Origin of the sequence: Paludisphaera rhizosphaerae (assembly GCF_011065895.1) — a bacterium.
GTDB classification, from domain to species: domain Bacteria; phylum Planctomycetota; class Planctomycetia; order Isosphaerales; family Isosphaeraceae; genus Paludisphaera; species Paludisphaera rhizosphaerae.
This window is the reverse complement of record NZ_JAALCR010000013.1, coordinates 1-15,681: the sequence shown is the minus strand read 5'-3', so window position 1 is coordinate 15,681 and position 15,681 is coordinate 1. Positions and strand designations below refer to the sequence as shown.

Sequence of the window (15,681 nt, the reverse complement as noted above, 5' to 3'; positions counted from 1 at the left end):
GTCCGCCCGCCGTCGGGACCAAGTTGGATTGACCAAGCGGCCGCGCCGGCTCATGATGGCCGCGCGGTTCGCCCACCTGAGGCAAGGAGCGCCGGCTTGATGACCCGACTCATCGCCAGAGGGCGACGTCTTCGTCCCCTGGTTTCGACGGATAGCGACGCGTACAAGCGTCGACCTTTGCGGCATCGACTGAAGATTGCGGCCCGATTACTGGGAGCGGCCGTGATCCTCGTGGTTGCGCCGCTGGCGTTGCGGCCCTATCTCACCCAGAATTTCGGGGTGATCGCCACGGGCCGCGCGTATCGATCGTCTCAGCCGACGACGCGTTTGCCCGAGATGATCCGCGAGCATCACCTCGCGTCGATCCTCAATCTGCGAGGTGGGACGCCGGCCGAGTCCTGGTATGTGGACGAGGTCCGCAACGCTCGAGCCGGAGGCGTGGACTTCTACGACTTGCCCCTCAGCGCCGTGCGGCGGCCGTCGCGGCGTGAGTTGCTGTTCCTGATCGACGCGCTCGCCTCCGCGCCTCCCCCCCTGCTGATCCACTGCCGAGCCGGCGCGGACCGGACAGGGTTGGCGACCGTCGTCTACAACCTGTACGTTCTCGGCCTGCCTCCGGAAAAGGCGATGGAGGGGTTCACGGTCCTCCACGGCCATTTCCCGATCCTCGGTCCGCAACATCTGCACGAACCGATCGATGAATACGCCGCCTGGCTGAAAGCCCAGGGGCTGGAGCACGAGCCGTCGAGGTTTCGAGGCTGGGTTCGCGACGAGTACCGGGCGCCCGACCCCTCGAAGGACCCGCGCCCGATCACTCCGGGCGCGCGGTTCCCCGTCTGACCGATCCGATCACTCCGGATAGATCAAATACTGCTTCCGGACCGACTCGAAGTCGGAAAGGCCCTGCACCCAGAGAGCCTCGATCTCCTCGATGCTCTTGGAGGCGAGGATTGCGTCGTAGGTGGCCTTGCTGGTGAGGAGCGTCGGCATGCGCTCGGGCTTCCATTGCTCCTTGTAGTCGCGTCGGAGCGTCAAGGCGAGGGCCAGGCCCAGGCGGATCGGCTCGAACGCTGTGCGGTCGGTGATCTGGATGTAGACGCCGCCGCACTTCTCGCCGGAATACTGCCGTTCGGTCGGAGTGAACTCGACCGGCGTGAACGCGACGCCCGGCAGGTTCATGGCCATGAGCGAGCGGGCCCATTCGATGGGCTTGATCCAGGGAGCGCCGACTCGCTCAAAGGGCGTGTCGGTGCCGCGGCCGGTCGCCAGGTTCGTCCCTTCGAGCCAACCGACGCCCGGGTAGAGCAGGGCTTCGGTAAGGCTGCGCATGTTCGGAGAGGGATTCACCCAAAGCAGGCCGGTCTGGTCGTAGAGCGCGTCGCGCGTCCAGCCTTCGCAGGGGATGACCGTCAGCTCGGCGCCGATCTTGCGCTCGGCGTTGTAGAGCTTGGCCATCTCTCCGACGGTCATGCCGTGGCGGATCGGGATGGTGTGATAGGCGACGAACGTCCCCTCCCCTTCGTCCCGGACCGGCCCGCCGAAGGCGACGCCGCCGATCGGGTTGGGACGATCGAGCACCACGACCTGCTTCCCGTTGGCCTTGGCGGCCTCGAGCACCAGGCCGAGCGTGGAGATGTACGTGTAGTAGCGGACGCCGATGTCCTGGATGTCGTAAACGAGGACGTCGAGGTCCTTCAGGTCTTCATCCTGCGGCTTTCGCTTCTTGCCTTCGTACAGACTGACGACGGGAAGATTGGTCTTCTCGTCGACGCCGCTCGTGATTTTCTCGTGGTCGAGCAACCCGCGCAGGCCGTGCTCGGGGCTAAAGAGTTTGACGAGTTTGACGTCGGGGGCCGCGAAGAGGACGTCGATCGTCGAGCGACCGTCGGCGGAGCGACCGGTATGGTTCGTCACCAGACCGACCCGCTTCCCCTTGAGGGCGTCGAACCCGTGGGCTGCCAGGACGTCGATCCCGCACTTGACCGTGGCCGGCGGAGTCGCGGCGGTAACGGGCTCATTCGAGGTGGCGTCGTACACCGGCGGGTCGGCGAGGGCGGCAGCCGTGAGCGTGGCCACGTCGCGACGCAGGGAGATCGGCGATCCGCCACCCTTCGGGTGCAGCCGGCTCGTCAGCAGGATGACGTAGGTTTGCGTTTCCGGATCGATCCAGATGCTTGTGCCGGTGAATCCGGTGTGGCCGAAGCCGGTCGTGCCGAACAGTTCGCCGCGCGGGCTGCTGTAACTGGTGGCGACGTCCCACCCGAGTCCTCGACGCTCGTTCGACGGGGTGTCGGCCGGGTCCGTCATCAGCCGGACGGTCAGTGGGCTCAGGACGCGGTCGCCGTTGGGTGCGACGCCGTCATAGAGCAGCATCTGAGCGTAGTTGGCCAGGTCGGCAGCCGTGGCGAAGAGGCCCGCGTGACCTGCCACGCCGCCGAGCGCCCGCGAGCGCGGGTCGTGGACGACGCCGCGGAGGAAGGCGTCGCCTTCTTTCTCAGTGGGGGCGATTCGAGCGACGGCGGGCCATTTCGAGGCGTCGCCGGCCAAAGGACGGAAGTGGGCGTCCGTCATCCCGGTCGGCCCAAAGACGCGCTCCGCGGCAAAGACGTACAATGGCTTGCCCGAAACCTTCTCGACGAGCTTGCCCAGGATGATGAAGCCAACGTCCGAATAGATGAACTTCGCCCCCGGCCGCGCGACCGGCTGAAGCTCGGCGATCTTCTTCCAGGCCGCGTCCGGGCCATCCTTGTAGTCGCTGATCGAATTGTCGGGGATGAGACCTCCGCGATGCCGGAGCAAGTGCTCGACGGTGATGCGGCCCTTCCCGTGATTGTCGAGTTCGGGGAAATACTTCACGATCGGATCGCTGGGGCGGATCTTGCCTTCCTCGATGAGAGCCATGACCGACGTGGCGGTCGCGATCGGCTTGGTGAGCGAGGCCATGTCGAACAGCGTGTCGAGCGTCATCGGCTCGACGGCCGGCTCCGAGGCTCGATTGCCGAAAGCCTTGGCGTACGCAATGCCTCCGTTGCGACCGACGAGCACGACGGCGCCGGGAATACTCCCCGCATCGACGGCCTTCTTCACCGCCGCCCCCACTCGCTCCAGCCGATTGGCGTCGAAGCCGAGTTCAGCGGCCGCCTCGACCGTCGGTTCGGAAAGCTGATATGCGTTGGCGACGCCTCCGCATGCCGCGAAGCCCATCACCCCAAATACGATCCATGCCGCCAGTCGTCGGCCGAAGCGCTCTTCCACGTTCATCCCACTCCTCGGTGCGAGGTCCTGGTGAGGTCTTCCCATGCGTCGCCGCCGACGCGGAAGGCCTTTATTCTAAGCAGAGCCGGCTGCAAGGGATAGCAGCCGGGATGCGGCGATTCAGGTGGGCTGCCGAGGCAGGCCGGCTTCGAAATAAAAAACCGGCCGTCGACTGGAACTCTCACGACCGCCTCTCCCTCGGTCGTGAAAATTCCGGATCAACAGACCGGTTAGCTTGTGTGCCGCCGGGTTCGGCGGCCTTGTAAAAAACCGGACAGCGTTCGTGATCCTTGCGACCGCCTCTCCCTCGGTCGCAAACATCCAGACCGACTGCCGGTTGGCTTGGGCGGGCTCGACGAATCGCATTCAGCGATTCGGAACCGTTGTAGTAAACCGGACAGCGGTTTGGTTCACCGTGGCCGCCTCTCCCTCGGCCATGAAGAACCGCATCCACCGCCGGTTGTCTCGGACTGGCTCAACAACCCTTTGGGGTCGGAGCCGGGTGTAAAAACCGGTTGCAGAGTCAGTACGCCGTGGCCGCCTCTCCCTCGGCCATGAAGAACCGCATCCACAAACCGGTTGGCTCAGATGGGCTCGACGAACCACTCCCGTGATTCGGAACCGTTGTAGTAAACCGGACAGCGGTTTGGTTCACCGTGGCCGCCTCTCCCTCGGCCATGAAGAACCGCATCCACCGCCGGTTGTCTCGAACTGGCTCGACAACCCTTTGGGGTCGGAGCCGGGTGTAAAAACCGGTTGCAGAGTCAGTACGCCGTGGCCGCCTCTCCCTCGGCCATGAAGAACCGCATCCACAAACCGGTTGGCTCGCTTCGGCTCAACGTCTCCCCGCCTTTCGTGCCGGTCAGGGATCGGAACCGTTCGTGTGAGAAAGGGCGAGCGGGGGGTCGTGCGAGGCATCCCGCTCGCCCTTTGGCGGGGCAATCGTCAGAGACGATCGTCGCCAGTGGGGTGGCTTCTTGTAAGTATGGGAGGCCGTTCAGGCCTGTCTCCGTCTTGGTGTAACCTTGGGAATCGTCTCGACTTTGGTCGTCGTTTTGTTTCTCGTTTCGACGCCAGGAGGATAAAGCAAAGCCGGTGCCAGAACCCAAACGCCAGCCTCAAGATTCCGGGCCGTCACCCATGCTGCCATTCCGATTTCCTGACGCTCCAAAAACTTACGTCCAGCGAATTTTTTTGGGAGCATCCCCGTGGAGGCCCCCTCCGAGGGCTGATCCAACAAAACTTCATCTTCCCGAGACCCACTGGTGCACAGGATCCGAGCAGGCTCTGCCGAAGAGATAAACAGCAGCTTTCAACGATCGAATTTCCGGTGTGTGAGTACGTCGGATCCAGGCGCGGTCGCAGGCCGCACAGGACGTTTGGACGGCCGTTATGAACGATGAATTAATGGCTCCTCAGGAAACTCCGGCCAGCCTCCAGAGGGCGCTCGACGTCTGGGAGAAGCGCGGTGATTCCTCGCCGCTGGAGCGTTGGCTGTCCCGCGAGTTGGACGCTTCCGGAGCACCTGTCGAAATTCCACTCGAAGTCTGGCCCGTCGCCATCGAACGGATCGCGCAGGCGCGTGGGGTCCGTCCTGGATGGCCGGAGGCCGTCGACGAGCGAGCGGCCGACCTCGTTCGCATGCTCATGCGGTTCTCCCGGCCCGACGGCCGGCAAGCAATCGTTCCGGCCGAGACGGCTCCCCGGGCCTATTGGAAGCGGGTCTCCACCGCGATCGCTCGGCCCGACATCGACCGTGTGCTTTCCTGGTGGCTGCCGGGTCGGGACGCGGAACCGGTCCCCCCTCCCCTGCCCGCCTGGTCGAGCACGGATCGCGTCCTGGGCGTTCTCCGGGCCGACTGGACTCCTCGGGGGGACTTCCTGGTTTTCGACCAGCGACAGGCCGACGCCGGAACTCGGTTTGAACTCTTCGGCGCGGGCGTTCCCTGGTTTGGGCCCATCTGGTCGGCGCCCTCGCCGGAGTCCACGCCCAAACCGACCGCCTGGGGGACCAATTCAGCCGCGGATGTCGCGGAGTGGACATTCCGCTCGGGAGGCCGCCAGGTCACGCGACTCGTCTTGCTGCTCCGAGGCCGTCGAATGGCGATTCTGGCCGACCAGGTCGAAGGCCTCGCGCCGGACGAGGTTTGGGAGACCCACGTGGACGTCCCCGCGCCGCTGTCGGTCGAGTCGATCCCGGACCTGGGCAGCCTGAGCCTCCGGAAGCGGCCTGGCGCCAAGGTCACTCAGTTGGCGGCCCTTAGCGGCGCCCGGCTCGAGTTCGACCCGGCGACACGTCGGATCTCCCTGGCCCAGAGGTCGCGGGGCGGGAGAGCCTTGATGGTGATGCTCATCTCGTGGGACGCCCAACGGGCTCGAAAAGCCCTCGCTTGGAAGCCATTGACCGTCGCGGAGCGAGGCGCCGCCTGCTCGCCGGACGTCGCGTGGGCTTCTCGCGTGAGTTGGGGACGCGGCGATTCGTTCGTGATCTACCGCAGCCTCGGCGCGGCGGCGCGGAGGTCGTTCCTGGGCTTCACGACGACGGCCCGATTCGCGGTCGGTCGATTCGCGATTCCCGAAGGGGACATTGAGCCCATCGTGACTCTCGCCTGATTCAGTCGGCGGGGCCGCGGTCGATCGGCCGAGGCTGTGAGAGGATGGCGTTGAGGGAGAGCACGATGTAGGTCAGAACCACGACGGCGGTCAGCATCCCGGTGTGGAAATGGCTGGTCACGAGTCGGGGGCTGCCGCCGCTCCGGATGAGCAGGCCGAGCACCGCCTGAACCGTGATCAGGACCGCCGACAGGATTCCGGTTATGATGAGAAGCGGCTTCATCGACAGGTCGCCTCGGTCCCAAACTGCGCGGGCCGATTTCCAAGACGACCCGATCCGACCGAGAATAACCGACGCGGCCGACCGCGTCACCCTGCTATGAATACCGATCGCATCCGCGAGAACCTCGCCTCAGTCCAGGATAGGATCGTCGCCGCCGCCCGTCGCGCCGGCCGAGATCCCTCGACCGTCACGCTCGTGGCCGTAACCAAGAAGCGACCGGTCGAACTCGTCCGTCCTTTACTGGAGGCTGGCGCCCGCGACCTGGGCGAGAACTATCCCCAGGAGCTCTGGGAGAAGGTTGACGCTCTCTCCGACTCCCCGATGCCAATTCGCTGGCACCTGATCGGCCACCTCCAGGGCAATAAGGCCCGGCGCACATTTCCGATGGTCCGGATGATCCACGCCGTCGACTCGTTGAAGCTCCTACAGACCCTCGATGAACTGGCGGCCGAGTCCGCCAACCCGCCGGAGGTCTGCCTTCAGGTCAACACCTCTCACGAGGAGGCGAAGCACGGCTGGAAGGACGCCTCGATTCTGGACGATTCCCAGGCAATCGCCGCTTGCACACGGATCAAGGTCGTCGGCCTCATGACGATGGCCGCCTGGGGGACCGACGCCGAAACCGCCCGCCCCTCGTTCGTCCGACTCCGAGCCATCCGCGATTCCCTGGCCCGGCTGACGGGCCGGCCGCTGCCGCACCTCTCCATGGGCATGTCCAACGACTTCGAGGCGGCCGTCGAGGAGGGGGCGACGCTCGTCCGCGTGGGCTCCGCTCTGTTTGAGGGAGCCGAACCGTGATCGAGTTGACGCCGAGCAAGGAGGGGGCCCTGCTGTACGTCCACGCACAGCCCGCGGCGCGTCGCAGCGGCCTGGTCGGCGAGCACGCTGGAGCCCTTCGAGTCGCCGTGACCGCCCCGCCGGACAAGGGGAAGGCCAACGCCGCGATCCTGGACGTGCTCGCGAAAGCCCTTGGATTGAAGCCCTCGCAACTCTCCTTGATCTCCGGCGAGACCGCTCGCCGCAAGCGGATTCTCCTCGCCGGCCTGTCGCCCGAGGAAGCCGGCCGACTGATCGCCGCGGCCATGCCCGAACCCAAGCCTTCGAACGACTGACGACCGAGAGAACGATGCCCGACTACCCCGCTGAACTGACCATCGATCCCTGGTCCGGCCCCGCGCCGGTTGCTTCCGTGCGCGTTCCCGGCTCCAAGAGCCTGACCAACCGAGCCCTCATCGTCGCCGCCCTCGCCAAGGGCGAGAGCGTCCTCACGGGGGCTCTCGACAGCGAAGACACCCGAGTGATGGTCGACGCCCTCAAGAAACTGGGCGTGGGAGTCGAGCACGATGTCGCGTCCTCGACGATCCGCGTCTCTGGTTGCAGCGGCCGATTCCCCGCCGCCGAAGCCGACATGTACGTCGCCAACTCGGGGACCACGCTCCGGTTCCTCACGGCGGCTCTGACGGTCGGCAAGGGGAAGTACCGCGTCGACGGCACGCCTCGGATGCGTCAGCGGCCGGTGGAGGATCTGCTCCAGGCTCTCAACGGGCTGGGCGCATTCACCAAGAGCGAGCTTGAGACGGGCTGCCCGCCGGTCCTGGTGACGGCCGACGGTCTCGACGGCGGTTTCGCCTTCGTCCGTGGCGACGTCTCCAGCCAGTTCCTCAGCGGGCTGCTGATGGCCGTTCCTTACGCCCGCGAAGAGACGGTGGTCGAGGTCGAGGGCACGCTCGTCTCGAAGCCCTACGTCGAGATGACGCTCGCGGTCATGCGCGAGTTCGGCTACGAGGCCGAGAACCGCAAGTACAGGCGGTTCATCCTCAAGCCCGGTCGATACGACGGCCGGAACTATCCCATCGAGCCGGACGCCTCGGCCGCGAGCTACTTCTTCGCCCTGGCCGCGATCACCGGCGGCTCGGTGACCGTCGAGGGCCTGGGCTCGTCGAGCGTCCAGGGGGACATGCAGTTCGTCGACGTGCTGGAGCACATGGGCTGCAAGGTCGAGAGAGAGAGTCATCGGACCACCGTGACCGGCGGCCCGCTGCGGTCGGTCGACGTCGACATGAACGCCATCAGCGACACCGTGATGACCCTGGCGGTGGTGGCCCTCTTCGCGGACGGGCTGACCCGGATTCGGAACGTCGGCCACATCCGCCACAAGGAGACCGACCGGATCGCCGCTCTCGCCGCGGAACTCCGCAAGCTGGGGGCGGTGGTCGACGAACAGCCCGACGGTCTCCTCATCATCCCCCCTGCTCCGGACGCCCTGACGCCGGCCTCGATCAAGACCTACGACGACCACCGGATGGCCATGTCCTTCGCGCTGGCCGGGCTGAAGATCCCCGGGGTCGTGATCCAGGATCCGGGGTGCGTCGCCAAGACCTACCCCAACTACTGGGACGACCTGGCTGCGGTCCGGGTCCGAACCGGTCCGACGGCTTGACGCTCTGATTCCTGGGGGGGTATCGTGAACCACTTGACCACGGCCGGGCCGAAACGCTTCTGGGGCGTCTCAAGCCTGGTCGGCGAACCATTTTACGGCGACGACAGGCCGGCGGACGGACCATGCTGCTGAAACGGACGCACACTTGCGGAGAATTGACCAAGGCCCAGGTCGGCGAGACCGTCGCGCTCAACGGATGGGTCGACGCCTGGCGCGACTTCGGCGGCCTGGTGTTCATCGACCTCCGCGACCGCTTCGGCGTCACCCAGGTCGTCTTCGAGCCCGAGGCTGGGGCCGACCTCCAGGCCCAGGCGCGCGAACTCCGTAACGAGTACGTGGTCGGCATCCGCGGCAAGGTCGCGCCCCGACTCGCCGGCAAGGAAAACCCCAAGCTCAAGACAGGCGAGGTTGAGGTTCGCGCCGTCGAGCTGGTCGTCTACAACGCCTCGCCGACCCCTCCCTTCGAGATCAACGGGCCCGAGCCGAACGAGGAGCTGCGGCTCAAGTACCGCTTCCTGGACCTTCGCCGGCCGGACCTCCAGCGCGTCTTCGTGATGCGGCACCAGATCGGCCAGACGATGCGTCGGGTCCTCTCCGACCTGGGCTTCCTTGAGGTGGAGACCCCCGTTCTTGGTCGGAGCACGCCGGAGGGCGCCCGCGACTTCCTCGTCCCCAGCCGCGTCCACGAGGGCCACTTCTACGCGCTGCCGCAGTCGCCGCAGCTCTACAAGCAGTTGCTGATGGTCTCGGGTTTCGACCGCTACTTTCAGATCGCCCGCTGCTTCCGTGACGAGGACCTTCGCGCCACCCGGCAGCCCGAGTTCACGCAGCTCGACATCGAGATGTCCTTCGTCGAAGACCAGGACGTCATGACCGCGATGGAGGGCCTGATCGCGGCCATGGCGAAGGAGTTCGGCGGCCAGGACCTGCCGATTCCGCTCCCACGCTACGAGTATCACGACGTGATGGAGCGTTACGGCAGCGACCGGCCGGACCTCCGCTACGACCTGGAGCTGAAGGACCTCGCCGACATCGCCGAGCAGACCGAGTTCCGCGTCTTCCAGATGGCGAAGGAAGCCGGCAACCGCATCCGAGGCCTCTGCGCCCCCGGCGCGGGGGAGAAGTACAGCCGCAAGGATCTGGACGGGCTCACCGAGTTCGCCGGCAGCTTCGGTGCGAAGGGCCTGGTCTGGCTCAAGGTCGAGGCCGAGACGCTCGCGGGTCCCACGGCCAAGTTCTTCAAGCCCGAGGTCCAGGCTCAGCTTCGTGAGCGGTTCGACGCCAAGGCCGGCGACCTGATCCTGATCGTCGCCGACACCCAGGCCGTCACCAGTCAGGCGCTCTCCAATCTTCGCGCCCGACTGGCGGCCGAATTGAAGCTCTACGACCCGAAGAGCTTCCATTACTCGTGGGTCATCCGCTTCCCGCTGCTGGCCTGGGACGCCGAGGAAAACCGGTACGTCGCCGAGCACCACCCGTTCACGATGCCGCTGGCCGAGGACCTGCCGCTCCTGGACACGGACCCCTCCAAGGTCCGCGCCCAGGCGTATGACCTGGTCATCAACGGCGAGGAAGGAGCGGGCGGCACCATCCGCTGCCATGATCCGGCCATCCAGTCGAAGATCTTCGCCCTGCTGGGGCTCTCGCCCGAGGAGGCCGAGGAGAAGTTCGGCTTCCTCCTGAGCGCCCTCCGCAACGGGGCGCCGCCGCATGGCGGCATCGCCTTTGGCTACGACCGTCTGGTCATGCTCTACGCCGGCCTGACCAACATTCGCGACTGCATCGCCTTCCCCAAGACGGCCAAGGGGACCGACCTGATGACCGGCGCGCCGGGGACCGTCTCGCCGAGGCAGCTCAAGGAGCTTCACATCAAGTCCTCCTGATATCGGACTCGTTCCGAGCCGGATCTGAACTTCACGAACGTCGCCGCGAGGGATTCCTCCGCGGCGATGTTCGTTTTCTGAACCTTTGAAAGGGAAATTCGTTGACAGTCGTTGGCGCGGGGATAGATTGAGAGGCACGCCCTTCACACTGCGTTCTCGGCCCAACAGGCCTCGTGCGGTTTCGACCTGATCATGACGATGTTGCAAGTCCGGGGAAACTCGATCGGACGACTTGCGCCAGTCCTGGCGCTCCTGGTCGTCTGCGCGACAGCCGGGCCCGAAGCCCGGGCTGGTTGTTCGCACCCGGCGAGAAGCACGTCGAAGTCGCTCGTCACGCTCCAGGTCTTGCAGGTCGCCGACGAGTCAGCGACTCAGACCTGGAACACTCCGTCCCGCCCTTGCAACGGGCCTCGATGCCGGTCCAAAGCCCCTGCGGCCGATGCTCCAGTTGTCATGGTCGTTGCGACCGTGAGAAACGACGGGTGCCTCCCACGGATCGTCGTCGCTCCCCCCTCCGCCGGTTTCAGGGTCACTCCCTGGGATGAGCCGCTCCGATCGCCGACGCCCGTCGGCGCGGCTCTTGAGCGCCCTCCACGCGCCTCCTGATCGCGGCTGAATTCAGCTTCGATCCTTGGCGGTCGTCCATGCGCGACGTCGGTTGTGTCTGAGCGCTCCTGCGCGACGGCCTCTCGACAGACGCCGCCAGGCGAGAGTGATGATTCCGAGAGGGGCTCGGGCGGGCTGACCGCGCCGGCGTGGTCTGCGGACCCAGCCTTCCGGCGACGAAGCACGACCGTCGCCGGACGGCTGACCACGCCGTCGCGGTCAATTCACCCGGCTCATCTTGAAGACGAGGCCGTTCGTCGTTCGACGAGCGGTCCTCCACCTCGATTCGTTCACTGTCTTTCGCTGGCGATTCGTTATCCCCATCACGTCGCTTTCACAGGATCGCAGTCATGACGAACCTCCCTCGTCGCGGTCGCGGCTTCACCCTCATCGAGCTGCTGGTGGTCATCGCCATCATCGCGGTTCTGATCGCTCTCCTCCTTCCCGCCGTGCAGGCGGCCCGCGAGGCCGCTCGGCGGGTGCAATGCGTCAACAATCTCAAACAGATCGGCCTGGCCCTCCACAACTACCACGAAGCCCGCGGAGCCTTCCCCGGGGCGAACATGGTGTTCGGCGCCACGGGGCTTTCTGCCCTCAGCATGATCCTGCCGCAGCTGGAGCAGAACGCAGCCTTCAACTCGATCAACTTCGTGATGAAGTACGACGATGCGACGAATCAGACGGCCCGATTCACTGTGGTCTCGGGTTTCGTCTGCCCGTCGGACAAGAGCAACCCCCTCCCCTCGCTGGGCGGTCAGACGAACTACATGGCGGACATGGGAAGCGGCATCGTCTGGCAGGAGGCGGTCGCCGGCAACGCAGGTCTTCCCGAACCCAGCGGCCTCTTCCACGGGAATACGTCCAAGACGGTCGCCAGCGTGACCGACGGCCTCTCGAACACCGGCATGTTCTCGGAGCGCGTGCTCGCGGACGGGAACAACGCGGTGATCAGCCCGGTGGCCGACGTCTTCTTCTCCCCCCTCGCGCCGACGACCGTCACCGACGCCTACAACATGTGCCAGGCCGTCGACATCAACAACCTGTCCAACCAGTTCCCGCTCTTCATGGGGGCTCCTTGGCTGACGGGTCAGCACATCTTCCAGCACATCAACCCGCCGAACGGCCGTTCCTGTGGGTTCTTCGTCACGAACCGCGCCGTGATGCCGCCGAGCAGCTTCCATTCCGGCGGAGTCAACCTGCTGCTGGCCGACGGATCGGTCAGATTCATCAAGAACACCGTCAGCCTGCCGACCTGGAGCGCCCTGGGGACGATCGCTGGGGGCGAGGTCATCAGCAGCGACGCCTACTGATTCGGAGGACGACCGATGCCGCTCCGTTCTCTTCACGGCTCCCTGCTCGTCATCGTCGCCGTCCTGGTTGGGGCGTCGATGACGGGTTGTTCCACAGGTGTCGCCCACCCGGTCGACCCCGATCGTGCGATGGTCGCCCTCAAGGCGACGCTCGACGCCTGGAAAGAGGGGAAGTCGATCGACTCGCTCCAGTCCTCGTCGCCTCCGATCGTCGCTCAGGACATGGAATGGACCTCCGGCGCCAGGCTGCTCGACTACCACGTCGACGACGGCAAGCCGGCCGACGCGAACCTCGACGTCCGCGTCAAGCTGACCCTCAACGCCAGGGGGAAGAAGGTGGAACGAGACGCTCGATACCTTGTCACCACCAGTCCAGCGGTCACCGTCTTCCGCGACATGATGAGATAAGTGGATCTCCATCGCCGGGCCTCCTCGGGCTCGGCGTCATCTCCTGCCTGGATGAACGCTCATGCTCACACGCTTCTCTCTTTCCGCGGCGGCTTTCACGCTCGGCCTGGCCGTCGCCCTTCCGGCCGTCGCCGATGAGCCATTGAAGCCCGCCGAGGCCGGCAAGCCCGACGCAAGCTGGCAGGCTCTGCGCGACGCCTGGCCCGACCGTCCCGAATGGCTCGACATGTACACGGCCATCCTCAACGATGAGCCGATGGGTTCCACGAACGGCTGGTTCCGAACGTCGACCACCCAGACCCGCTACGGCTGGGACGCCGTCCGAAGCCGGTTCGACCGCGACGGCGACGGCAGGATCGCTCGCAAGGAATACCCCGGCGACGATGAGTCCTTCGCCCGTCTCGACCGCGACCACGATGAGGCCCTGACCGCGGCCGACTTCGATTTCTCGAAGGCGTATTCCCCCTCTCCCGGCTCGATGCTCTTCTCTCGACTTGATCGCGACGGCGACGGCAAGGTCGTCCGGGAGGAGGTCGAGAGGTTCTTCAAGGCGGCCGACCCCGAGGGCGCAGGGTTCCTCTCGCGGATGGACCTGGAACGCGTCCTGCCGACCCCCTCGGGCTCGATGGGCCCCGGCGACCGACCGACGAAGGAGCAGTTGATCCGCGGTCTGTTCCGGCAGGAGATCGGCTCGCTTCAGAGCGGTCCGAAGCTCGACGAGTCAGCCCCGGACTTCACTCTGAAAACGGCCGACGGCAAGGGCGAGTTGACGCTGTCGAAGCTGGTCGGCCCCAGGCCGATCGTCCTGATCTTCGGCAACTTCACCTGCGGCCCATTCCGGAGCATGGCCGGCAACTTCGAGAAGCTCCACCGACGCTACGGCGACCGGGCCGACTTCGTCATGGTCTACGTCCGCGAGGCCCATCCCAGCGACGGCTGGCGGATGCAGTCCAACGACCTCGTCGGCGTGTCGACGGCCCAGCCGACGACCTATGAGGAACGGGCCGAGGTCGCCCAGCGCTGCGGGAAGCTCCTCAGCCTGGGGTTCCCCATGCTCGTCGACACGATCGACGACGCCGTCGGGGCCCGTTACAGCGGAATGCCCGGTCGGTTCTACCTCCTCGACAAGTCGGGGAAGATCGCCTTCAAGAACGCCCGCGGCCCCTTCGGTTTCAAGCCGGCCGAGCTGGAGCAATCGCTGATCCTCCTCCTCCAGGACGAAGCCTCCTCCGTCGGCGGGCATGCCAGCGCCACGACGAACTGATCGATCCAACCGCTCCCATTCCACCACCGACCCACGTCGACCCCGGCGCTCCCGCTGGGGTCGTCGCGTTTTCCGACTCTGAGCCGGAATCGGGTTTGAATTGGCTTCCTTCGTCAGCGTTCAGATGCCGCCTTGATGGAAATAAAAGCTTGGGGAAGTTGGAGTTGAGTCGTTGTCTCGTGTGGCTTCGTTCGGCGAGAAGCTATGCCGGCGCCGCTCTGAAATCCTCCCGCGCAATCTCCGTCGGCTCACGTCATGCGACCGAATTCTCAAGGAACGACCGAGAGTCCGCATCTCTATCCTGATGGTACGACCAAATCGCGATTTCTGCGGAGGCTTCGGACGGCGGGCTGAACGGTCGGTCGTTTTTCGAGATAGCCGTCGCCAGATCTCCCCCCGATAGGTCGCTCCTTGAACGTCTCCAGGAAACTGGGTGGAACGAATTCACTCCGGACTCCTACAATCGTGCTTCCGCTCGCCTTCACGATCCTCGTGGGGAAGGCCTTCCATGGCCTCGTCGTCGGTGACGTGTTGAGGTTTGACTTCACCGGATCGAAGAGATGGCGAGAGTTTGGATAGAATGGTTAAAATGATCCGGCGGCGGCACAGCCGGTGGTTCCGGATTTGGTCCTGAGAGGTTTGCTTGTGATCTGGGGATTGGTCGCGTCTTCCCGTTTTCGCTGGTGGTCGACGCTCGTCGTGCTGGCGTTCGCGTCGTTTGGCGCTGGGGAGCGAGAGCGAGGCGAAATCCAACCGGCCGCAAATGCCGCCTCAGCGGCCAGCTTGCCTCGACTGGAGCGTCTGTCGGCGGGGACGGTTTTCCACACGGACCGGATGCCGACGGGATGGTCTCAACTCGTCCTCAAGTCGATTCCCGTTTTGACCTCGGGCGATCTGGGGACGGTCTCCGAAGCCGCGCACGTCACGGCCAAGCGGATAAGGTTATCGATCCTGGCAGACGTCGGCCGGGATGCGAACGCGGGAGTCTACAGCCTGCGAAGGATCGGAGTCGGGCTGGCTGCTCCAGTCGTTGGAGGTGAGAGCGAGGGCGGCGACGTGATCGTGGAGTCGACGAACGTCGGCCAGCTTTCGGGCGAGTGGTCGACCAAGGAGCGGATCATCCTTGCCGCGGGCTCGCGCGAGCTAGGCAGGGCGACCCTCGCGGGGGCGACGCCCACGTTCGCCATCGTCCGAACTCCGACGACCTGTGTCGTCGGAACCGAGCATCAGACGGTCGAGGTGATGTACGCCGTTCTGGTCGACCCCGATTCGGGACGCGTGCAACTCTTCGCGTGCAAGTTGAGGGACGGCGACGGACCGATGCTCGTCCGCGAACTTGCTGCCCCTGCGGTCGTCGACAGTCCGCTGGACGTGAAGGCGAAGTCCTTCGCCGGGATTCCCGTTTCGTGGTCGTTCGCGATGATCGATGTCCCGGCTGGCGTTGAGCGGACCCTGCCTCTGGAGCCAGGACGGCTCGCGACGAAGGACGCCGCGAACCTCGCCGAAGCCCGCAAGATTGAGTCGGCCTTTCGCACGCTGGCCGACTCGACTTCTCGCCAGCCGGCGCAGGTCCAGACGTCGCAGAGGTGAGGGCGAGTTCGAGCGAGTCCGCCATCGCAGGGGCGATTGGAAGCCTCTCGCAAGCTCCAACGCTTTTCCGGCGGCGGCGATCAAAACGT

General features: G+C 65.5%; 12 protein-coding genes. 10 read left to right on the top strand and 2 right to left on the bottom strand.

Features of this window, described 5'->3' with window-relative positions:
- Window positions 1-99: 99 nt before the first annotated feature.
- On the top strand, window positions 100-840 hold the full coding sequence (locus G5C50_RS17595; RefSeq protein WP_165071486.1) for a tyrosine-protein phosphatase: 741 nt from the start codon (window positions 100-102) through the stop codon (window positions 838-840).
- Between the two features lie 9 nt (window positions 841-849).
- Here the strand turns inward: G5C50_RS17595 and G5C50_RS17590 are convergent, their stop codons facing one another.
- A complete protein-coding gene (locus G5C50_RS17590; protein WP_240907134.1) occupies window positions 850-3,261 on the bottom strand; it encodes an exo-beta-N-acetylmuramidase NamZ domain-containing protein in 2,412 nt (803 codons plus the stop codon).
- Window positions 3,262-4,647: 1,386 nt separating this feature from the next.
- On the opposite strand from G5C50_RS17590, the gene G5C50_RS17585 reads away from it, so the two are divergent.
- Window positions 4,648-5,868, top strand: a complete 1,221-nt coding sequence (locus tag G5C50_RS17585; protein ID WP_165071485.1) for a hypothetical protein — start codon at window positions 4,648-4,650, stop codon at window positions 5,866-5,868.
- A 1-nt stretch (window position 5,869) separates the two neighbouring features.
- On the opposite strand, the gene G5C50_RS17580 is transcribed toward G5C50_RS17585, so the two are convergent.
- Window positions 5,870-6,091 carry a hypothetical protein gene (locus G5C50_RS17580; protein ID WP_165071483.1) on the bottom strand — a complete coding sequence of 74 codons (222 nt, stop codon included), beginning with the start codon at window positions 6,089-6,091 and terminating at the stop codon, window positions 5,870-5,872.
- 96 nt (window positions 6,092-6,187) lie between these two features.
- On the opposite strand from G5C50_RS17580, the gene G5C50_RS17575 reads away from it, so the two are divergent.
- From G5C50_RS17575 to G5C50_RS17540, 8 genes are all read left to right on the top strand, one after another.
- The gene (locus tag G5C50_RS17575; protein WP_165071482.1) at window positions 6,188-6,889 is read left to right on the top strand and encodes a YggS family pyridoxal phosphate-dependent enzyme; all 702 of its coding nucleotides are present in this window, start codon (window positions 6,188-6,190) and stop codon (window positions 6,887-6,889) included.
- The gene (locus tag G5C50_RS17570) at window positions 6,886-7,203 is read left to right on the top strand and encodes a DUF167 domain-containing protein (protein ID WP_165071481.1); all 318 of its coding nucleotides are present in this window, start codon (window positions 6,886-6,888) and stop codon (window positions 7,201-7,203) included. The genes G5C50_RS17575 and G5C50_RS17570 overlap by 4 nt, the downstream gene beginning before the upstream one ends.
- A 14-nt stretch (window positions 7,204-7,217) precedes the next feature.
- The gene (gene aroA / locus G5C50_RS17565) at window positions 7,218-8,531 is read left to right on the top strand and encodes a 3-phosphoshikimate 1-carboxyvinyltransferase (RefSeq protein ID WP_165071479.1); all 1,314 of its coding nucleotides are present in this window, start codon (window positions 7,218-7,220) and stop codon (window positions 8,529-8,531) included.
- A gap of 122 nt (window positions 8,532-8,653) precedes the next feature.
- Window positions 8,654-10,414 (top strand): aspartate--tRNA ligase, encoded by a 1,761-nt coding sequence (aspS, locus tag G5C50_RS17560; protein ID WP_240907133.1) that lies wholly within the window; start codon window positions 8,654-8,656, stop codon window positions 10,412-10,414.
- 956 nt (window positions 10,415-11,370) lie between these two features.
- Window positions 11,371-12,330, top strand: coding sequence for a DUF1559 domain-containing protein (locus G5C50_RS17555; protein WP_165071478.1), 960 nt, complete (start codon window positions 11,371-11,373; stop codon window positions 12,328-12,330).
- A gap of 15 nt (window positions 12,331-12,345) precedes the next feature.
- Window positions 12,346-12,738, top strand: a complete 393-nt coding sequence (locus G5C50_RS17550; protein WP_165071476.1) for a hypothetical protein — start codon at window positions 12,346-12,348, stop codon at window positions 12,736-12,738.
- Between the two features lie 61 nt (window positions 12,739-12,799).
- Entirely contained in the window at window positions 12,800-14,002 is a 1,203-nt protein-coding gene (locus G5C50_RS17545) for a deiodinase family protein (protein WP_165071475.1), read from the top strand.
- A gap of 645 nt (window positions 14,003-14,647) precedes the next feature.
- Complete coding sequence (locus G5C50_RS17540; protein ID WP_206107754.1) at window positions 14,648-15,592, top strand: hypothetical protein; 945 nt, start codon at window positions 14,648-14,650, stop codon at window positions 15,590-15,592.
- The last annotated feature ends 89 nt before the right edge of the window (window positions 15,593-15,681 follow it).